Source organism: Halosimplex pelagicum, assembly GCF_013415905.1.
Lineage (GTDB): Archaea > Halobacteriota > Halobacteria > Halobacteriales > Haloarculaceae > Halosimplex > Halosimplex pelagicum.
In genome coordinates, this window is record NZ_CP058909.1 from 4442529 (window position 1) to 4462571 (window position 20043).

At 71.0% G+C, this 20043-nt stretch carries 20 protein-coding genes; 9 read left to right on the plus strand and 11 right to left on the minus strand.

The annotated features are described in order from the left end of the window. Positions 1 to 7: 7 nt before the first annotated feature. Together HZS54_RS22130 and HZS54_RS22135 are read right to left on the minus strand one after the other, a co-directional pair. Positions 8 to 634 (minus strand): uracil-DNA glycosylase family protein, encoded by a 627-nt coding sequence (locus HZS54_RS22130; RefSeq protein WP_179919263.1) that lies wholly within the window; start codon positions 632 to 634, stop codon positions 8 to 10. A 24-nt stretch (positions 635 to 658) separates the two neighbouring features. Further along, positions 659 to 2053 (minus strand): DUF7537 family lipoprotein, encoded by a 1395-nt coding sequence (locus HZS54_RS22135; protein ID WP_179919264.1) that lies wholly within the window; start codon positions 2051 to 2053, stop codon positions 659 to 661. A 96-nt stretch (positions 2054 to 2149) separates the two neighbouring features. Here HZS54_RS22135 and HZS54_RS22140 point away from each other — a divergent pair, with 96 nt between their 5' ends. The 4 genes from HZS54_RS22140 (at position 2150) to HZS54_RS22155 (ending at position 5880) form a co-directional block, all read left to right on the plus strand. After that, on the plus strand, positions 2150 to 3745 hold the full coding sequence (locus HZS54_RS22140; RefSeq protein ID WP_425484353.1) for an acyl-CoA carboxylase subunit beta: 1596 nt from the start codon (positions 2150 to 2152) through the stop codon (positions 3743 to 3745). 158 nt (positions 3746 to 3903) lie between these two features. Beyond that, positions 3904 to 5196, plus strand: coding sequence for a hypothetical protein (locus tag HZS54_RS22145; RefSeq protein WP_179919265.1), 1293 nt, complete (start codon positions 3904 to 3906; stop codon positions 5194 to 5196). A gap of 52 nt (positions 5197 to 5248) precedes the next feature. Beyond that, on the plus strand, positions 5249 to 5554 hold the full coding sequence (locus HZS54_RS22150) for a DUF433 domain-containing protein (protein ID WP_179919266.1): 306 nt from the start codon (positions 5249 to 5251) through the stop codon (positions 5552 to 5554). Beyond that, the gene (locus tag HZS54_RS22155; protein ID WP_179919267.1) at positions 5551 to 5880 is read left to right on the plus strand and encodes a DUF5615 family PIN-like protein; all 330 of its coding nucleotides are present in this window, start codon (positions 5551 to 5553) and stop codon (positions 5878 to 5880) included. Before HZS54_RS22150 ends, HZS54_RS22155 begins: the two co-directional genes overlap by 4 nt. 7 nt (positions 5881 to 5887) lie before the next feature. On the opposite strand, the gene HZS54_RS22160 is transcribed toward HZS54_RS22155, so the two are convergent. The 3 genes from HZS54_RS22160 to pdhA form a co-directional block, all read right to left on the minus strand. Then, complete coding sequence (locus HZS54_RS22160) at positions 5888 to 6895, minus strand: YndJ family protein (protein WP_179919268.1); 1008 nt, start codon at positions 6893 to 6895, stop codon at positions 5888 to 5890. Continuing rightward, positions 6892 to 7563: a DUF4166 domain-containing protein gene (locus HZS54_RS22165; protein ID WP_179919269.1), complete on the minus strand. Its 672-nt coding sequence runs from the start codon at positions 7561 to 7563 to the stop codon at positions 6892 to 6894. Before HZS54_RS22165 ends, HZS54_RS22160 begins: the two co-directional genes overlap by 4 nt. Before the next feature lie 515 nt (positions 7564 to 8078). Further along, positions 8079 to 9194 carry a pyruvate dehydrogenase (acetyl-transferring) E1 component subunit alpha gene (gene pdhA / locus HZS54_RS22170; protein WP_343063073.1) on the minus strand — a complete coding sequence of 372 codons (1116 nt, stop codon included), beginning with the start codon at positions 9192 to 9194 and terminating at the stop codon, positions 8079 to 8081. Positions 9195 to 9312: 118 nt separating this feature from the next. Here pdhA and HZS54_RS22175 point away from each other — a divergent pair, with 118 nt between their 5' ends. The 5 genes from HZS54_RS22175 (at position 9313) to HZS54_RS22195 (ending at position 15049) form a co-directional block, all read left to right on the plus strand. Further along, positions 9313 to 11160, plus strand: a complete 1848-nt coding sequence (locus HZS54_RS22175; RefSeq protein WP_179919270.1) for an acetyl/propionyl/methylcrotonyl-CoA carboxylase subunit alpha — start codon at positions 9313 to 9315, stop codon at positions 11158 to 11160. Between the two features lie 4 nt (positions 11161 to 11164). Next, entirely contained in the window at positions 11165 to 11689 is a 525-nt protein-coding gene (locus tag HZS54_RS22180; protein ID WP_179919271.1) for a DUF8108 domain-containing protein, read from the plus strand. Positions 11690 to 11799: 110 nt separating this feature from the next. Next, entirely contained in the window at positions 11800 to 13167 is a 1368-nt protein-coding gene (locus HZS54_RS22185; RefSeq protein ID WP_179919272.1) for an outer membrane protein assembly factor BamB family protein, read from the plus strand. Continuing rightward, complete coding sequence (locus HZS54_RS22190; protein WP_179919273.1) at positions 13164 to 14000, plus strand: hypothetical protein; 837 nt, start codon at positions 13164 to 13166, stop codon at positions 13998 to 14000. Before HZS54_RS22185 ends, HZS54_RS22190 begins: the two co-directional genes overlap by 4 nt. A gap of 89 nt (positions 14001 to 14089) precedes the next feature. After that, a complete protein-coding gene (locus HZS54_RS22195) occupies positions 14090 to 15049 on the plus strand; it encodes a biotin--[acetyl-CoA-carboxylase] ligase (protein WP_179919274.1) in 960 nt (319 codons plus the stop codon). 33 nt (positions 15050 to 15082) lie between these two features. Here the strand turns inward: HZS54_RS22195 and HZS54_RS22200 are convergent, their stop codons facing one another. From HZS54_RS22200 to HZS54_RS22225, 6 genes are all read right to left on the minus strand, one after another. Then, entirely contained in the window at positions 15083 to 15580 is a 498-nt protein-coding gene (locus tag HZS54_RS22200; RefSeq protein WP_179923106.1) for a universal stress protein, read from the minus strand. Positions 15581 to 15723: 143 nt separating this feature from the next. Further along, positions 15724 to 16080 carry a four-helix bundle copper-binding protein gene (locus HZS54_RS22205; RefSeq protein WP_179919275.1) on the minus strand — a complete coding sequence of 119 codons (357 nt, stop codon included), beginning with the start codon at positions 16078 to 16080 and terminating at the stop codon, positions 15724 to 15726. A 94-nt stretch (positions 16081 to 16174) separates the two neighbouring features. Beyond that, positions 16175 to 17206, minus strand: a complete 1032-nt coding sequence (locus tag HZS54_RS22210) for an amidohydrolase family protein (RefSeq protein ID WP_179919276.1) — start codon at positions 17204 to 17206, stop codon at positions 16175 to 16177. A 77-nt stretch (positions 17207 to 17283) separates the two neighbouring features. Next, on the minus strand, positions 17284 to 18507 hold the full coding sequence (locus tag HZS54_RS22215; protein WP_179919277.1) for an HD domain-containing protein: 1224 nt from the start codon (positions 18505 to 18507) through the stop codon (positions 17284 to 17286). A gap of 123 nt (positions 18508 to 18630) precedes the next feature. Further along, positions 18631 to 19182, minus strand: coding sequence for a protein-tyrosine phosphatase family protein (locus HZS54_RS22220; protein WP_179919278.1), 552 nt, complete (start codon positions 19180 to 19182; stop codon positions 18631 to 18633). A 110-nt stretch (positions 19183 to 19292) separates the two neighbouring features. Then, on the minus strand, positions 19293 to 20024 hold the full coding sequence (locus tag HZS54_RS22225; protein ID WP_179919279.1) for an HFX_2341 family transcriptional regulator domain-containing protein: 732 nt from the start codon (positions 20022 to 20024) through the stop codon (positions 19293 to 19295). Positions 20025 to 20043 lie beyond the last annotated feature (19 nt).

Sequence of the window (20043 nt, forward strand, 5' to 3'; positions counted from 1 at the left end):
GCCTCGCCTACCGCACCATGTACGGGTCGTCGTCCGGCAAGAATCGCCCCAGGTCCGCCCGGCGGACGTAGTCGCGCTGTCGAAGTTCCACGAGCGCCTCGACCAGCGCCCGCTCGTCCTCCCCGGACCACTGCGCGGGGTCTTTGAGCGGGACGACGAGCCAGCCGCTGCCGGGGATCTCCGTGGCGTGCTGGGCGTCCAGGTCGACCTCCTCGGGCGGGCGAGCGGTCATGTTCGCGAAGACGTGCCGCGTCGCGCGCTCGCCGACGGGCAGGAGGACGTGGGCGGTGATCGCCCGGATCTCCGAGTCGAAGATGTTCTCCAGGTCCGCGTAGTCCTGGGCGCTCGGCACGCCCTCCGGCACGCAGGGGTAGAGATACGAGAAGTAGGTCTTCTCGACGACCGGAGGTGCGCCGGTCTCGGCGAGCAGGCCGCCCTCGGCGAGCGCGCGCTGGAGGCGCTCGCTCGCGTCGAACTCGGTGAACGGGTAGCCCGATTCGGCCCCGCCGTGAACGCCGGGGTGGTCGCCGATCACGTGGAAGTCGGCGTTGACGTCGCCGTACCCGGCGACGAACGGCTCGCACGGCGGCGAGAAGCCGAAGGGGTTCGACTGGCGGGCCGTGACGTTCTTCACGTCCGGTCGCAGTAGCGGCGGCGTCTAAACTCCGCCGATTTCGCGTTCCGGACGGGCCAGCGAGTTCGGGCTGGAGTCCGTCCCGCCGAACCGTTCGCGCAGCCCGGACACGTACTGGGGCCACCGCAGCGCGAGGAAGGTCCGGCCCTGATACTCGTCGAGAGCCGCCTCGCTGGTGAGCGTCGCCGAGACCGTGTCGTTGGCGGTGTCGACCGTCGAATCGACCGGTTCGAGCGTCTGTGTCGTCGCGTTCCGCACGACGAGTCTGAGCGTCGACTCGTTGGCGTCGTCGACGGCGTCGTCGTCGTAGCGGACCCGGATCGTGACCGACTCGATGGTGTCGGGCCTGAAGTAGTACCGCGCGATTTCGCCGACGCGATAGCGGTTCAGGAAGTCGTTCCGGAACATCGGATTCTCGCTGACAACCGGACCGACGGCCGCGTACTCGCCGAAGTCGGCGTTCGGTGCGGTCACGTCGAGTTCCACCTGACCGTCCTCGCCGGTCGCCTCGTAGGTCTCGGTCTCTAGGTCGTCGGGATTGGGCCCGGCGCCGCCGGGCCGCGCCCGACTCAGCCAGTCGGGCTCCGGGACGGTCGTCGACCCCACGTCGACGAACCGTCGCCGGCTACTGTACGAGACGGTCCCGAACTCAGTCGCGAGCGTGACGTTCACCCGCTGGTAGGACACGTATCCGTCGTCGACCACGAACGTCAGGTCGAACGCGGAGACGTTCTCCGGGTCGAGGTCGCCGTAGCCGTCGCCGAAGGCGTCGATCGAGTCGACCGTGTAGACGGTCCCGTTTACCCCGTCGACCGTCCCCGTGCCGTGCCGTTCGAGCGCGTCGGCGTCGGGGGCGGTGACGTTCACCAGCGCCACGGGATCGAGCGGCGTGCTTCGTTCGGGACCGAGGAAGTTTCCTGGGCCGAACCGGGTGAACGTCGCGCCGCTCTCGTTGCGGTACCGATCCCGGCCGCCCCCGAGGATCGGTTCGAACTGCGAGTACACGCGACCGCTCTCGAAGTCGATCCGCACGTCCCGGGACTGGGTCTGTGTGGCGGTCGGGTCGCCGTCCTCGACGGTCCGATCGGTCGTGGTCCGCACCGTCACGTTGCCGGCCGCCCGAAGTCGGCCGACGTGTTCGTCCGGGAAACTCGGTGCGGTGGACGTGGCCGTCGCGGTCGGGGTCCGTACCGTCTCCGTCGGTTCGGTGGCGGTCCGCATCGTCTCCGTCGTTCCGGTCGCGGTCGCCGCCGTCACGGCCTCGGTCGGCGTCGCCGCGGCGTCGGTCGCTGTTGGCGCGTCGGTCCCCACTGGCGTCGCGGTCGCCCCGTCCTGTCCGATCACATCCGTACACCCCGCGGTCACCGCCAGCGCCCCCACTATGGCGACCAGCGCGACCCGTCGAACCGTCGTACCCATATCTTGTCTGCGAGAGTGAATGAAATATCAAGATTCCGGTTCGCAGAGAACGCGTGACGGCGGTCACCCGGGCAACGCTTTTTTGCCGGACTCACGATGTACCTCCATGATCCACTCGACAGCGCCTCGCGGTGGTCGCCCGTGACCCGCGAGGAAGACATCGAGGACCTGCGCGAGCGCAAGGAGTCGGCCCGGAAGGGCGGCGGCGACGAGCGGATCCAGGCCCAGCACGACCGCGGCAAGATGACCGCCCGCGAGCGCATCGACTACTTCCTCGACGACGATAGCTTCGTCGAGATCGACGCCCTGCGCGAGCACCGCTCGACGAAGTTCGACATGGCCGACAAGGAGTTCCCCGGCGACGGCGTCGTCACCGGCTACGGCGAGGTCGACGGCCGCACCGTCTTCGTGTTCGCCCACGACTTCACCGTCCTCGGCGGCTCGCTCGGCGAAGCCTTCGCCCAGAAGGTCTGCAAGGTCATGGACAAGGCGATGGACACCGGCGCGCCAATCGTCGGCCTCAACGACTCGGCGGGCGCCCGCATCCAGGAGGGGGTCGACGCGCTGGCGGGGTACGCCGACATCTTCCACCGCAACCAGCTCGCATCGGGCGTCGTGCCCCAAATTTCGGCCATCATGGGGCCGTGCGCCGGCGGCGCGGTCTACTCCCCGGCCATCACGGACTTCATCTTCATGGTCGAGGAGACCAGCCACATGTTCATCACCGGCCCGGACGTGATCGAGACGGTCACCGGCGAGGAGGTGACCTTCGACGAACTCGGCGGGGCCGCGACCCACACCGGCGACTCGGGCGTCGCCCACTTCGCGCCCGCCGCCGAGGAGGAGGCCCTGGACGACATCCGCTATCTGCTCTCGTACCTGCCCGCGAACAACGCCGAGGACCCGCCGCGCGTCGAGCCGTGGGACGACCCCGACCGCGCCGACGAGGATCTCCGAGAGGTGGTCCCGCAGGCCCCCCAGAAGCCCTACGACATGCACCGCGTGATCGACGGCGTCGTCGACGAGGATTCGTTCTTCGAGGTCGCCGAGCGCTACGCGCGGAACCTCCTCACCGGCTTCGCCCGCCTCGACGGCCACGCGATCGGCGTCGTCGCCAACCAACCCCGGGTCAACGCCGGGACCCTCGACATCGACTCCTCGCTGAAGGGCTCGCGGTTCGTCCGCTTCTGCGACGCGTTCAACATCCCCCTCCTGACGTTCGTCGACGTGCCCGGGTTCATGCCGGGCAAGGACCAGGAGAAGGGCGGCATCATCAAGCACGGCGCGAAACTGCTGTACGCCTACTCCGAAGCGACGGTGCCGCTGATGACCGTCATCACCCGTAAGGCGTACGGCGGCGCCTACGACGTGATGTCCTCCAAGCACGTCGGTAGCGACGTGAACTACGCCTGGCCCACCGCCGAGATCGCCGTCATGGGCCCGGAAGGCGCCGTCAACATCCTCTACGACGACGAGCTCGACGCCGCGGAACAGGTCGAGGAGAAACGCCAGGAACTCATCGACGAGTACCGCGAGGAGTTCGCCAACCCCTACACGGCGGCCGAACGGGGCTACGTCGACGACGTGCTGGAACCGCCCGAGACCCGCTCGCGGCTGATCGGCGACCTGGAGACGCTGCGTTCCAAGCGGAAGGACCACCCCGACCGGAAACACGGCAACATCCCGCTGTAGGACCCGGCGCGGCCGTTCCGCCGGAGCGTCGTCGGGTCGGACCGACCGCGAGCGGCTAACCGCAAGGTTCAGATATTTTCAGTTGACACTTCCGACACTGCGCCCCGGTTCCGTGGTGGGTCTCGGTCACCGGTCGGGTGGGGCGCGGGAGCGCTCACATGGACCACGCGAGACACGCGCTGATCGTCGTCTGTCTGGGACTGCTCGCCGCGACCGCCGGGTGTAGCTCCCTCGGCGGCGGGGCCGAATCGCCGACGCCGACTGCGACGGCGGGAGACGGGTCGGCCGCAGTGACCGAGACGGCGGCCGCTGGGACACCCGGAGCGTCGGATCCGACCGCCACTGCGACGCCCGCCGCGGGCGAGGACCACGTCGTCACCGTCGGTGGAAACCGCACGATAAACGCCACCCTGGTCTTCGAGCGGGTCGAACGGCTCCACGGTGTCGACGCCGACCGGCCGACGGTCGTCGTCGGGGACGGGGACGCGAGGGAGGCCGCCGCGTTCGACGAGCCGTTCTTTCGGGCGTTCGGCCTGACGGGGACCGTCGAGGTGGGCGGGCAGGCCACCGCCGGCACGGAGGTGTTTCTGGACGAGGGCTCCGAGGCCGCGGAGACGGTTCTCGTTCACGAGTTCGCACACATCGTCCACCAGCAACAGCGCTGGTATCCGACCGGGATGGCCAGCGTCCCCTACGACGAAGGGGTCGCGGCCTACAGCGTCGGCGAGGGCGCCGCGGAGTACACCGTCGCGGCGTACGCCGATCGGTTCGACCAAGAGGGGATAGTCGGCCTCCAGCGTAACCGACAGATCTACGAGCACACCGACAACGCGCTCCGGTTGTTCACCGCCCGCTACCTCGCTGGAGCCGAGTACGTCCGCTCGCGCGTGAGTTCGCCGAGCGAACTCGAACCGGTCCTGTCGAGCCCGCCCGAGACCACCGAAGCGGTCCTCCACCCCGACCGGAACGTCTCGCTCGGGAACCTGACGGTTTCGCCGCCCGGTGAGAGCTGGCAAACCGTGCCGGGCCACTACCCCTCCGACGCCGACCGGCGCGGCGAACTGTTCGTCCGCGAACTCCTGCGGCTGGAACTCGACCGCCCGGTCGCCGACGCCGCGGCCGACGGCTGGGACAACGACCGGAGTCTCTCCCTCGTCTCGCCCGACGGGGACGCGACGGCGGTCGCGTGGACGCTCCGCTGGGAGAATCGGACGGAGGCCGACGAGTTCGCCGCCGCGTTCGACCGGTTCACCGACCGCCGGGCCGCGAACTCCTCGCTGACGTTCGCGACCGAGCGCGTCGCGCCCGAGACGGTCACGGTCTTCGCCGGCAACGAGACGTTCGTCGAGGGCGCCGCGGCGACGGGGACCAACGAGTCGGTCCGCGTCGTCCCGCCGGGCGTGAACGGGACGGCGTCGGCCGAGAGCGTGCGATCGCTCGCCTCAGGCTAGCTTCGGGGTCGGCAGCCGTACATTCAAATACGAATACGCGCTACTGCCACCCATGGCACAGGCGACCGGCCGGATCGTCCCCGGCGAGGAGTCGGCGATCCACGACGAACCGCACATCGAAGGGCGTCGTATCACGGTGTTACAGGTCGTCGAACGGGTGGAAGGTGCGGACCGCGGTCCGAAAGCGGTCGCCGACGAGTACGACCTGCCGGTCGCCGACGTGTACCGCGCGCTGACGTACTACCACGACCACCCCGACGAGATGGACGCAGTGCGGGACCGACGCCGCGAACGCGAGGCGTCGGCACGGGAACGCGGTGCGAAGACGCTCGACGAGATCAGAGACGGCCGGGAATGAGCTACCGGGTGCTGTGTGACGAGAACGTCCCGGAGAGAACCGCCGAGCACCTCGACGAGTTCGGGATCGACGCGGTCCACGTCTCGGACCGACCGGGTGCCGGAAGCGCCGACGAACGTGTGGCCCGGTTCGCACAGGAGCGGAACCGACTGCTCCTCACCAACGACGACGACTTCTTAGACGAGTCGGCGTACCCGGACGTGACTGTCCTCTACTACCCCGACAACGCGACGGACAGTCACGCACTCGCCGCGAGAGTCGACGAGTTGGCGTCTCTGGTTCCGGATCCGTCCGACCTCGGACGGAGTACGTTTCTCACGGAGTGACCGGGAGCTATTCGTGGGCTCGGCCGTCGACGAACCGCCACCCGAGGACGCCACACAGCGCGAACCCGTAGGCGTTCAGCGACCCGTGCAGCGTCACCATCCGGCCAATGCTCAGCCCGAGCGGATTCGTCCCCGAGAACGCCGCGACGCCGTAGCCGAGCGCCAGCACCATCGATGCCGGGAGCGCGAGCGCTGACACTCCCACGAGCATGGCGGGGGCCGCGTCCAGCGACGGGACGGCGCGGACGAGGGTCAACAGGCCGAACGCCGCGACGGCGAGCGTGAACGCGCCGACGGCGACGACCTCCACGAGCGGCGAGAAGGAGATACCGACGGCGATTATCGCCGGCCCGACCAGGATCACGCCCGCGACGATGCGCGCCGCGCCCTCGAAGCCGCCGAGGTGTCGGCCCGTCACGCCCGCAAGGACGGGCAGCGCGAACCCGGCGAAGTGGAAGTGAACCGCGGTCAGCAGGACGATCGTCGGGTCGAACCAGAAGGTGATCCCGAGATGGGAGAGCACGAGCGCGACGGCGGCGACCGGCGCGTAGGCGAGGCCGGCGTCGACGAGCGCGACGTGTAGCGGTCGGATCGTCCCACGGTCGACCGCCCGCGAGACGCCGGCGAGCGCGAGCAGGCTCGTCACGAACACCCACGGCGCCGCCAGTCCCGCGGCGACCGGTCCCGCGTCGACCACGAGCGAGAGGGCCATCAGCGCCGCGCCGACGGGCAGGAACGCCACGGCGGCACCGAGCAGTCGACCCGACAGTCCGGCGAACTCCCCGCCCGCGGCCAGCCCGACGCCCAGCGGGACGACCACCAGCGGCGCCAGTGCGAGCGCGCGCTCGACCCCCGAGAGCCCGCCGGCGGCGGCGAGGACGACCCACAGGCCCGCGCCGAAGACGGCGCTCAGGTCGGCGAGCGAGACGCCGGCGGCGAGGCGCGCGAACGGGTCCGCCTCCGTCGCAGGACCGTCTTCGGTCCCGTCCTCCTCGCCCGACTCCGCGCCGCTCATGGCGGTAGCGGGTCGATCCCGGTTACGGGCTTCAGGTCGTCGGGCACCCGCTCCATCTCCCGTCGTTCCTGTGTGAACGACCCGCGGTAACTCAGGACGTGCCCCACGAGCCCGCTCTCGACGGTCGCGGTCACGTGGAACTGCTCGTCGGTCTCGTCGTAGCGGTCCCGGACCGTCACGTCGACCCCGAGCGGGCCCGGCGTCGGCAGGTAGCGGCCGCCGACGCGGGTCCACTGCTTGCCGCCCTCGACGACGAGGACGCCGTCCTCGACGCGCGGGTGGAGCTCCGAGACGACGTGACCGCCGGTCCCGAGGAAGTCGAACAGGCGTTCGCGCTCGGCGTCCCAGACGGTCGTCGAGTCGAACTTCCGGAGTTTCCCGTCGAAGTCGAACTCCCGCCGGGTCGTCAGCGCCTCGTAGCCCGCGGGGTCGCGCCAGCCGACCGTCGTCACCGAGAACGGCACGTTCTCGCCCGACTCCGGGAACAGGAGGTTCCGGAGCGGCATCGCGTACAGCACGGGTAGCGCGACCGCGCCGCGCGTGATATCCATCAGGCCGCGACCCACGGTCGCGAACGCGTCGTCGGGGCCGAGCGCGTACCGCTCGCGCACGTTCGGGTGGAGGTCGTCAGCAGCCTCGCCCAGCGCGTACTCGTAGACGCCCGTCACGCCGCCACCACCGACACGCTGTCCATGCGGGAACTGGCACCGGGCCTCACTAAACGGTGTGGGCCCGCGGTGGCACGAGCGATACAGGTGAGAGGTGGCTGTGTGGTGGCGCGCGCTGGAGCGCGCTTTCATGCGCGCGACGGAGCCGCGCGAGGGATGAGGGAGCGACCAGCGGGAGCGAGCGAATCGGCTGGGGAGGCTCGTGGCCGTTTGCGGTGCTGTGCCGGTCTGTGCTGCTGCCGTCCCTGGCGGACTGAAAGGGCGAGGCGCGCTCGCGCCGGGAGTCGCCTGAGCGACCCCTATCCGCGCGGGCGGTGCGGAGAGCGCGGATATGTCGCCTTGGTTCGAGAGAGCGAAGCTCTCTCGTCATCCTGAAAATCTCCGATTTTCAGAGACAGCGACCGCGAGCGCGTCGAGGGCTTTCGTCGGTCACTTTCTTCAGCGGTAACTCAAGTTGCTGACGAGCGGGCCGAGGGCTTTCAGCGCCTGCCATTCACCACAAATCACGGTTCCAACTACTCGTCGCGCAACAGCGCCTCGTCGCCGTGACGGTCGCGCAGGTCCCGAAGATACTCCCGCTGCTCCTGAACCCGTGGCGCCGGTTCGTCGTAGGCGTGATCGAACCACTCGTCCACCTCGGGCTCGTAGGCCTCGGCGGCCTCGATGAGGTCGGCCACTAGCTCTCGATTCTCCGCCTCGATGGCTTCGACCCGCTCGTCGTCGAGCAGGCCGCGCTCGCGGAGGAAGGTCTCCATCCGCGGGATCGGGTCCCGTTCGCGCCAGCGTTCGACCTCCTCGTCGGTGCGGTACCGCGAGGGGTCGTCGGCGGTCGTGTGGGCGCCGAAGCGGTACATCTCCGCCTCGATCAGCGTCGGCCGCAGCTGCTCGGCGCCGGGGTCGCGGGCCTTCTCCACCGCCTCTTTCGTCACCTGGTAGACGGCCAGCGGGTCCATCCCGTCGACGCGAACGCCGGCGAAGCCGTAGGCGTCGGCCTTTTCGGCGATGGTCGCGCTGGCGGTCTGGCGCTCGCGCGGGACGGAGATGGCGTACTGGTTGTTGTTACAGAAGAAGAGAGCGGGCGCGTCGAAGACGCCGGCGAAATTGAGGGCTTCGTGGAAGTCGCCCTCGCTCGTCGCGCCGTCGCCGAAGTGACAGCAGACGACGCAGTCGTCGCCCTGCAACCGGGCGGCCCAGGCCATCCCGGTGGCGTGGGGGAGGTGGCTGGCGATGGAGATGTTGAGGGGGAAGACGTGCTTGCCGGCGAGCCACGCGTTGCCGACCTCGTGGCCCATCCAGTACAGCAGGTACTCCGGTTCGAGCCCCCGCACCGCGACCGCGCCGTGTTCGCGGTACTGGTCGACGATCCAGTCGTCCTCGCGGAGCGCGTGCGTCGAGGCGACCTGCGCGGCCTCCTGGCCGGCCAGCGGCGGGTAGGTTCCCATCCGACCCTGCCGCTGGAGGGAGACGGCCCGCTCGTCGAGGTGGCGGGCGAGTTTCATCTCGCGGAACATCGCGAGCAGTTCGTCGTCGGCGAGGTCGGGGACGGTCGCGCCCTCGCGGACCCGGCCGTCGGCGTCGAGCACCTGCGCCAGCCCGTCGTCGGTGCGGGCGATCCGTCCGCTGTCGGTCACTGGCTGTCCGGACGGCCAGCGGCCCAATAACGTTTACCCGGACGGCCGGCCGCGCTTCGGCGACGCGGCCGGGCCACTCCCGATTAGATTTAAAGGGTGACGCCCGGTACAGGACGGTATGTTCGAGAAGGTCCTCGTCGCGAACCGCGGCGAGATCGCCGTCCGCGTGATGCGCGCCTGCGAGGAGCTCGGCGTCGGGACGGTCGCCGTCTACAGCGAGGCCGACAAGCACGCCGGCTTCGTCCGCTACGCCGACGAGGCGTACAACATCGGCCCCGCCCGCGCGGCCGACTCCTACAACGACGGGGAGGCCGTCATCGAGGCCGCGAAGAAGGCCGACGCCGACGCCGTCCACCCCGGCTACGGGTTCATGGCCGAGAACGCCGACTTCGCCGCCCACGTCGAGGAGACCGACGGGATCACCTGGATCGGCCCCGCCAGCGAGGCGATGGAGCGGCTGGGCGAGAAGACCCACGCCCGCCAGGTGATGCAGGAGGCCGACGTGCCCATCGTCCCCGGCACCACCGAGTCCGTCGAGGACCCCGAACAGGTGGTCGAATTCGGCGAGGAACACGGCTTCCCGGTCCTGATCAAGGCCGAGGGCGGGGGCGGCGGCATGGGCCAGGAAGTCGTCGAGAGCCCCGAGGACGCCGAGGAAGCGCTGGAGACCGCCCAGCGCGAGGGCGAGGCGTACTTCTCGAACGCCTCGGTCTACCTCGAACGGTTCCTCGACAACGCCCGCCACGTCGAGGTGCAGATCATCGCCGACAAGCACGGCAACGTCCGCCACGTCGGCGAGCGGGACTGCTCGCTCCAGCGGCGCCAGCAGAAGGTCATCGAGGAGGGGCCGAGTCCGGCGCTGACCGACGAACTCCGCGAGCAGATCCGGGAGGCGGCCCGACGGGGCGCCGACGCCGGCGACTACTACAACGCCGGCACCTTCGAGTTCCTCGTCGAGGACGAGGACCGCAACGAGGAGGGGCTGCTCGACGCCGACACGGACTTCTTCTTCCTCGAAGTCAACACGCGCATCCAGGTCGAGCACACCGTCACGGAGGAGCTGACGGACATCGACCTCGTGAAGTGGCAGATCCGGGTCGCCGCCGGTGAAGAGTTGGCCTTCGAACAGGACGAGGTGGAACTGGAGGGCCACGCCATGGAGTTCCGGATCAACGCCGAGAACGCCGCGAACGACTTCGCGCCCGCGACGGGCGGCGAGTACGAGGTGTACGACCCGCCGGGCGGCATCGGCGTCCGCGTCGACGACGCCCACCGCCAGGGCGACGACCTCGTGACCGACTACGACTCGATGGTCGCGAAGCTCATCACCCACGGCGAGGACCGCGCCGAGTGCATCGCCCGCGGCAAGCGCGCCCTGGCCGACTACACCGTCGAGGGCTTCCCGACGATCATCCCGTTCCACCGCATGATGCTCACCGACGAGCCGTTCCTCGAAGGACGGCACACCACGAAGTACCTCGACGACGAGCTGGATCCCGAGCGCATCGAGGCCGCCCAGGAGAAGTGGGGCACCGAATCGGCGGGCGGCGACGACGAGGAGGAGGTCGTCGAGCGGGAGTTCACCGTCGAGGTCAACGGCAAGCGCTTCGAGGTCGAACTGGAGGAACGGGGCGCACCGGCCATCCCGACCGGCGGCGACGGTGCCGGTGGCGGCGGCCAGCAGGCCCAGCGGCCACAGCCGGGCGGTGGCGGCGGGTCGAGCGGCGGCGACTCCGGCGGCGTCTCCGCCGAGGGCGAGGAGGTCACCGCGGAGATGCAGGGCACCATCCTCGAAGTCAACGTCGCGGAGGGCGACGAGGTGGCGGCGGGGGACGTGCTCTGCGTGCTGGAGGCGATGAAGATGGAGAACGACATCGTCGCCGAGAGCGCCGGCACCGTGACCGCCGTCGCCGTCTCCGAGGGCGACTCGGTCGACATGGGCGACACGATGTTCGTGCTGGACTGAAACCGTGGCCGACGACGGGGGATCGCTGGTCTCGCTCGCCGACGAGGTGTCGGCCCTGCTGAACGGGGTCGCCGGCTGGCTGCTCGTCTGGCTGGGACTGACCGGCGTCGCCGTCGTCGCGGCCCGGGCCGCTGGCGGGACGCTGTTCTCGCTCCCGCCGGCGCTGGTCGTGCTGGCGCTCTCGGTCGTCGCCGTCGTCGCCGGCGTCGCGGTCAACCCGCGGTTCGAGCGGTCGTACGCCCGCTCGCGGTTCGGCCGCGTCCCCGCGGTCGAACGCCGGACGGTCCGCCCGTCGGAGGCGGTCGACGAACCCTGCGTCGTCTGCGGGGAGACCGTCGACCGCGGGCTCTGTCGCCGCTATCGCGAGGAGTTCGTCGTCGCCGGCCTCGCGCTGACGGCGACCGACGGCGAGGAGAACTACTACTGTCTCGACTGCGCGGCGACCGAACTCGGGATCGATACGGACCCGGTCGACGAGTCGACCGCCGACCGCGAAACCGACGGGGAACGGCTCGCCGAGTCCGAGTGAGCGGCGAGGTCGCCCGGACTGCGCGGCGCACGCGACCGGGCCGCCCGTCGCGGGCGAGACGGTACTGGAGAGTACAAGACTTATGATTGCTGGCTGAAGCGATCCGGTAGATGGTCCCCGACGATTCGCTCTCCAGACGGCAGCTGCTCGCGAGCGGCGGCGCGGCGGGCGCGCTGCTGGGCGGCGGCGCCCTCGCGCGGCGGTCCCTCCGGACTGCGGCGGGCGCACAGACGGCGGTCGGCGGAGCGAGCGGCTGGCCGATGGCCGCTCGCGACCCCGGCGGCACGGCCTACGCGCCCGAGGCCGACCCGCCGACCGACGGCATCAACGTCCGCTGGCACCACACCATCCGTTCCACGTTCGAACCGATCCACTCACCGACGCCTGTCCTCGCCGACGACGTGGTCTACGCCGTGGGTCCATCCGAAACTAGGGGTGCCTCCGGGAGCGCCCAACTGGTCGCCGTGTCGGCGAGCGACGGCGACCTGCTCTCGGGGGTTCGGCGCCCGGCCCGGACCGCCCCGGCGGTCGCGTCCGGCCGTGCCTACCGGGGCCGGACGGTCGCGGCGCTGTCGGCGCCGATGGCCGATCCGGCCCGACTCGACGGGTTTCCGAGCGCCGGCGGCGGATCGGACGGGTGGTTCGGCGGTAGCGAGGTCGACGCCTGGACCGACGCGGACGAGCCCCGGTGGACGGCGTCGCCCGAGGCGGCGTCGGACAGCTACACGAGCGTCCACTTCGGCAGGAGCACGACACCCCCGCCGGTCGCGGTCGGCGATACGCTGGTGACGTACTTCCGCGGTACCCTCGCGGCGGTCGACGGCAGCAGCGGCACCGTTCGGTGGACGAGCGACGAGGAACTCACGGCCACGCGCCCGGCCGTCCGCGACGGTACCGCGTACGTCGTCGGCCCCGAGGACGGCGTTCGGGCCTACGACCTGGCGACCGGCGACCACGCCACCGTCCGGGAGCGGTTCCCCGGGTCGCCGATGTACCTGACCGCGACGCCGGACCACCTGTTCGTCAGCGGCCAGAGCTGGATCCGGGCGCTCGACGCGGACGGCGAGGTCGACTGGGAAGCCACCTTCGAGAGCGAGGGTGAGGACGTGCCGGCGGGACCGCTCGCCGTCGGCGGCGGGACGGTCTACGCCCGCCGTCCCGCACCGTCGAGCGCGGGTGGCGGGGAACCCGGGACCGAACCGACGGCCCGGCTCTGTGCGCTCGACGCCGCCGACGGGTCGGTCCGCTGGGTCGCCGACGGCGTCGATGTCGAGAGCGAGGCCTTCCTCCCGGCGGCCGCCGACGGGCTGGTAGCGGTGCCGACCGCCGACGGCGCGCTCGCGGGTCTCGACCCGGCCGACGGGTCCGTCCGCTGGCTGTTCGGCCCCGGATCGACGCCGTGTTCGCCCGCCGCGATCGTCGACGACGCCGTCTACGTCGCCGAGAACGTGAACCTCTACGCGCTGGAGGAAGCGTGAGCGACGACGGAGACGCGCCGGCCGCCGATGGTTCCGAGGCGCCGACCGCCGGGGAGTCGGCCACCGAGACCGACGGCGGCTACGCGACCGGTCGGACGGTCGAACGCGAGGACCGGGCACCGCTCACCGGAACCGGCCTGCTCCGCGAGGGGCTCGGCCGCGTGCGTCGGAACCCGAGCGTCCTCCTGGCGATGGTCCTGGCGGGACTGGCCGTCGCCGTCGTCGACTGGGTCCGGCTGGCCGACCCCGTCCCGGTCGCCGCCTTCGAGGGAATCACCGCCGGCCGCGTGACGGTCCACTACGGGGCCATGGTGAGCGTCCCCGCGGGCGTCTCGACGCCGCTGTCGGCGCTCGTCTCGCTGACCCGGCCCTGGCTCGCGTGGATCGCGGCGCTGGAGCTGTTCCGGGCCGCGGCGCTCGCGGCGGCGGGCGTCTACGGGTTCGCGACGCTGCTCGACGCCGAGCCGACGCCGGCGGCGACGGCCCGCTACGGGCTCGTCTTCGGCGCGTTCGCGCTCCTCCGGGCGCTGGCCCCCAGCGTCGACGTGCCGGTGCTCGTCGGGATTCCGTTCGTCGCGCTGTACTTCTACGTCGTCGTCCACCTGGTCGCGCTCCCGGCGCTGCTGGTCGAGGGGCGGTCGATCCCCGACGCCTTCGCGCGGAGCTGGCGGCTGGCGACCGGCCACGGCTGGGCGCTGGCGGGCGTCGTGGTCGTCCTCGGGCTCGCGACCTTCCTCTCGGCGAGCGCGCCGGTCGGCGGCCCGGTGCTGGCGAGTCTCGTCGCGGCGATCCAGGTCGGGACCGTCGCCGCGTTCGTCCGGCGCGCGAACTGACGGGTCCGGTGGTCGCGGGGCGGTCGGCCGAGCCGGACGCGCCCGCCGGCTCCGGACCACTTACGGTCGCTCCCGAGAGAGGGACCGCCATGCAGGAGACGCGCGAGCGGGTCCTCGAGGCGCTGACCGAGGGACCGGTCACCGGGCCGGAACTGGCCGAGCGGCTGGACGTGTCGCGTGCGGCCGTCTGGAAGCACGTCGAGGCGCTGCGCGAGGAGGGGTTCGGCATCGCGAGCCAGGGCGACGGCTACACGCTCGTCGAGGTCCCGGAGTTCGGCGGCGACGCCGTCGAGTACGGGCTGGACGCGCCCTTCGACGTGGAGTTCCACGACTCGATCCCGAGCACGAACGCCCGCGCTCGCGACCTCGCGGACGAGGGTCGCGCCGACGTGGCCGTCCTCGCCGACGAGCAGACCGGCGGCCGGGGGCGCCTCGACCGCGAGTGGTCCTCGCCCAGCGGCGGGGTCTGGCTGAGCGTCCTGGTTCGCCCGGACGTGCCGCCCGCTCGGGTACCCGCGTTCACGCTCGCGGCCGCCGTCGCCGTCGCGCGGGCCGCCCGCGAGGCCGGCGTCGACGCGCGGATCAAGTGGCCCAACGACGTGGTCGTCCCGGGCGAGGACGCCCAGGGCGACGAAATCGAGCGGAAGCTCTCCGGGATACTCACCGAGATGGAAGGCGAGGCCGACCGGGTCTCGTGGGTCATCGTCGGGATGGGGATCAACGCCAACGTCGACCCCGACGACCTGCCGAGCGAGGCGCGGCCGGCGACGCTTTCGGCCGAGGCGGGGACCGTCGACCGCCGGCTGTTCACCCAGCGCGTGCTGGAGGAGTTCGACGAGTTGCGCGGGGACCCGGAGTCGGTGATCCCCGCCTGGCGGGAGTACGCGACGACGCTGGGCAAGCGGGTGCGGGTCGACACCCCCGGCGGCGAGGTCGTGGGCGACGCCGTCGATATCGAGTTCCCGGGAACGCTCGTCGTCGACACCGGCGACGAGCGGGTCACCGTCGCCGCCGGCGACTGCGAGCACCTGCGACCGGTCGAGGAGTGAGTGGGAGACGGGCGATCGGCCCACCCGGCCGTTTCAGGAACTCTCGAGGCCGGCAGCCGGGTCGGCGTCGGCTTCGACGACCTCCTCGGAGTCGCTCGCGCTCTCGCTGACCGGAATCGTCACGACGGGCACGGCCGACTTGCGGACGACACGCTCGGCGACGCTCCCGAGCAGCAGGCGGTCGATCCCGCCGCGGCCGTGGGTCCCCATCACTACCACGTCGACCGGTCGCTCGCGCGTGTACCGGACGATCTCGGTGCTGGGCGTCCCCTCGACCGTCACCGTCTCGACGGCCACGTCCTCGGGCGCCAACCGCTGGACGCCTTCGAGCGCCGTCTCCCCCTCCGATTCGAGCACCTGCCGGACGCCGTCCCAGGAGGTCTCCATCGGTAACCCCGTGAAGCTCGTCGCGTCGACGACGTACAGCGCCCGGATCGTCGCGTCGTGGACCCGGGCCAGCTCCCCCGCGTGGTCGACCACCCGCTCGATGCCCGCCGAGCCGTCCGTCGGCAGCAGGATCGTGTCGTACATCCCCATGCGTGTTGTTACCACTCGCGGCGGGATAACCCTTCGGCAGGGCCGGGGTCGGCGAACGAATCGGATACGGGGAACGGACGGGGGACGGACGGGAAACGGGGAGAGAAAGGGGCGAGCGACGGTTCGCGGTCGCTCGGTCAGGCGCCGGCCATGTTGCGGCAGGACTCCGCGCACTCCCGCAGCACGTCGGCGCAGACCTGGCAGTGGTCGGCGTCGTGCTGGCTGCACTCCTCGGCGCAGGCCTCGCAGGCGTCGGCGCAGGTTTCGGCGAGGTCGCTGCTGAACCGCGAGTCGCGGGCCATGAACCGGGCGTGCATCGACGTGAGATCGGCCACGTCGCGACAGAGGCGGGCGCACTCCTCCATGTCGGCGTCGCCGAGGCACTCGTCGGCGCACCACTCGCAGACCTCGGCGGCCTCGTTGCAGTTCTCGATGCAGTCGCGCTGTTCGTCGCTCAGCCGGTCGATCTTTGAGACAGTCTCCGAAAGGGACATTGCGAGATCACCTACGCCTGTGACGCGAGTCAAAACACTGCCTGAATCTCCAAGCGGCCGAGAGCGACGCGCGTTCGAGCCCCGGACCCACCGATCAGGGCTCGGCCAGGTACACGTCGGCCACGTCCGAGACGCCGGCCCGGCGGACGACCGCGCGGACGGGGTCCTGCGCGCCGGCGAGGTTGTCGGTGTCGCCGTCGAGGACGAGCAATTTCGCGTCGCGACCGGGCTCGACCAGTCCGCAGTTCCGGTCGGCGATCTCGGCGCCGTTGACCGTCGCCATCCGCAGCACGTCGCGGGCGCTCACGTCGGCGAGTTTCGCGGCGAACTCCATCTCGCGGAACATCGACGGGCTGTTGAGGAAGACGTTGTCCGTCCCGAGCGCGACGGTCGTCCGCTCCAGCAGCTCGGCGATCGGGGGAAAGCCCACGTCGGTGACGAGATTCGAGCGGGGGCAGACGGCGACCGGGATCTCGCTGTCGGCCACGCGGTCGAGGTGGAGCTCCTCGGCGTGGACCATGTGGACGAGGAAGTCGGGGTCGAGATCGAGCGCGGGGTTGATGTCGGAGGCGTCGACCTCGCCGGCGTGGATGCCGAAGGGCTTGCCGGCGCGGGCGGTCGCATTGCGCTCGCGGGAGAAGTCGGCGTCGTTGGCGCCGCTGGCGCCGAACCCGTCGGCCGCCTCCATCGCCTCGACCGTCTCGCGGCCCATGACCATCGGGTCGATCGGCAGCCCGTGAGCGGCCCGCTCGAAGGCCTCGACGCCCTCGACGCCGCCCTCGCGGAACTCGATGCAGGCCGCCGTCCCGGAATCGACCATGAACCGCAGCGACCGCCGCATCGCCTCGACCTTCTCGTCCTGGCTGGCTTGCCGGAGCAGCCGGTGTTTCAGGCCGTCCGGCGGCGCGACCAGTTCCTCCAGCGAGAGGCCGCCGCCGGCCTCCTTGGCGATGGAGTCGCCGATGTGGGTGTGAGCGTTGACGAACGCCGGGAGGACGATGTCGTCGCTGTGGGTCGAGACCTCCTCGATGGCGGCGATCTCGCCGTCCTCGACGACGACGCGGCCCTCGACGGGCTCGAACTCCCGCCCGCGGAGGATCCGCCCCTCGAACGTGGTGGAACTCATTGTTGGGACTCTCCCGAGGCGCCAGTTAAAGCCGTCGGGGCGCCCCGACGGGGACGGATCCGCGGGCGGCCGGGGCCTCAGTTGAACTCGTCGAGCGTGGCGTGGACGCCGGGGCGCACGTCCCGGACCCTGGTGTCGTCGAGGTCGAGCCCGAGCGTCCGGACGGCGGCGTTGCCGACCCGTTCGGCGCTCTCGACGGGCGCGTAGACGCCCAGCCGCCACTGGTCGCGCTGGGCGGCCCGCAGGGCGTTGACCAGCGTCGACTGCTCGCTCAGCCGGCGCACCTCGCCGTTCACGAGGACGCGACTCGACGACTCCTTCATCGAGGGACGGTCGGGCACGTCGAGGATCACGGCGTCGGGGTCGACGTTGGCCGCCTCGGCGACCGCCCGCTCGTGGTCGTGGATCGCCTCCTGGTCGGCGTCGAGCAGCGCCTCTGGCACCGCCTCCATCTCCGCCCAGACGCCGCGTTTGTACAGGTCCCGACGGTCGAGCCGGTGGGCGAGCGCGGCGGTCGCCTCGCACTCCCGGAGGGCCACGCGCAGCTCGCAGTCGTCCATCCGCCGGAGTTGCGCGGCGTCGGTGTCGGTGTGGACGAGCAGCCGCTGGGTCGCCCGCCGGAGCATCGCCTTGGCGATGCGGGCGACGTGGTGGCTGTAGACGGTCGGGTTCATCAGCGCCCGGGCGAGCAGGAGGCTCTCGGCGGTCTGGACGTTGCCCTCGTCGAGAACGAGGTCGCCGTCGACGAACCGCAGCGCCCGCACCAGCCGCTCGGCGTCGATGGTCCCGTAGGGGACGCCCGTGTGGTGTGCGTCGCGGACGAGGTAGTCCATCCGGTCGACGTCGAGTTCGCCCGAGACGATCTGGCCGAGTTCCCCGTCGCCCGCCACGAGGTCGGCCACGGCCGCGGGGTCGAGGTCGTGGTCGGTCAGCGCACGGGCGACGGGACCGCTGTCGATGAGGTCGTGGACGTCGTCGTGGTACTTGCCGGTCCGGCGGTGGATGATGTCCTCGACGTTGTGGCTGTAGGGGGCGTGACCCACGTCGTGGAGCATCGCCGCCGCTCGCACCCGTTCGGCCTGACGCCCCTCGATGCCCAGGTGGGCGAGCGCCTCGTTGGCGAGGTGGTAGACGCCCAGCGAATGCTCGAAGCGTGTGTGGTTGGCGGAGGGGTAGACGAAGGTGACGGTGCCGAGCTGCTTGATCCGCCGGAGCCGCTGGACGGGCGGCGTGTCCAGCAGCGCCGCCGCGACGCCCTCGACCGCGATGTGGTCGTGGACGCTGTCCTTGATCGTCGTCATCGCTCCGGAGTTGTGCGCCATCGGACATAAGGATACGGACGGCTCCCGGGACGAACAGGAGGCTGTCGGTCCGCGCGCGACCGCAGCGGTCCATTCAGCGGACGGCGATCAGCGGACGACCGCTCAGCGGACGACCGTCAGCAGGTCGCGCAGTTCCTGCTCGGAGGCGTTGCCCTCGCGGACGGGCTCTCGGGGCTGTCGACCGGTCTCCTCGACGGCCTCGATGGCCGCCTCGGGCGCGTAGTCGCGGTCGTGGGCGAGCCAGGCGGCGAGCACCTGGCCGGTGCGGCCCATCCCGTCGAGACAGTGGACGACGACCCGTTCGTCCGCCTCGACGGCGTCGTCGAGGAACGGCAGCACTTCCCGTTTCAGGAGGGCCGGACAGGCGAGCCGCCCGTCCGGGATCGGGGCGTGGAGCACGTTGTCCTCGCCGAACACGTCCGCGTACCCGTCGGTCTCGGGGTCGCCGGGCGACTGGTCCCCGGGGAGGAGCGAGCAGACGCGCTCGATGTCGTTGGCGCGGGCGACGGCGATCCAGTCGGCGAGGGCGTGGCTCCGGTCGGCGGCGCTGTGCCAACCGGGGCTACAGGCACCGTAGACGTACTCCTCGTCCGGTGCGGCGGGGGCGAGCCGGTGTGCGTCCGCACCCGACCCTCGGTTGTGAACGTCTGGCATCTGGTCCTGGTCGTATCACTCGGCCACCCCCCTTGAGTCACGCGGTGTAATTCTCATCTCTGACAACTGCGTGCGCCGGTGTGGCACGGCCGAGGCCCGCGGCGAGCGAGTCAGTCGTCCTCGACGAGATAGCGGAACGCCCGGAGCGTGTTGCGGCCGCTCTCGGTCAGCGAGACGCGAGTCGAGCGGCCGACCTCTTCGAGGGCGACGTAGCCGTTGTCCGAGAGCGGCCCGAGGACGTGGCTGTCGAGCAGGCGGTACTCGCTCTTGCGGTTGGCGGCGTCGCGCTCGGCGATGAAGGGCAGCCCCTCGCTCTTCCCGAACTCGATGAGGTCGCGCTTCCGGGCGCCGTCCTCGCGGTCGAGGTGGTCCATGACGGCGACGTGCTGGGGTTCGGGGCTCTGCATCGGGTAGGTGGGGAGTTCGGTGATCTCGCGGATCCCCTCGGCCACGTCGCCGTCGGTCTCGGCGGCGTAGCGCTGAGCGCGGACGTAGTAGGGGGTCGCGCCGGTCGCCATGCAGGCGATCATGCCGCCGATGGCGGTGACCTTCGACCCCGAGGCGAGGTTGACGTACACCTCGTGGTCGGAAAAGCGGGTCGCCAGCTCCGCGACGGTCCCGATCGAGTCGTAGAAGTCGAAGATGTTGCACGACACCGTCTCGTGGTCGATGCCCGCCTCGTCGAGGCGCCCGCGGACGGTCTCGACGTAGGAGGGATGGTCGGTCTCGTCCTCGTAGCGCAGGAGGACGACGCGGTCGGCGCGCAACTCGACCGCCGGCAGGACGATCCGGTCGTTCTCGTAGCCCACCGGGATCAGGTGGACTCGCTCGGCGACTTCCATACCACCCCGTCTCGGCCCG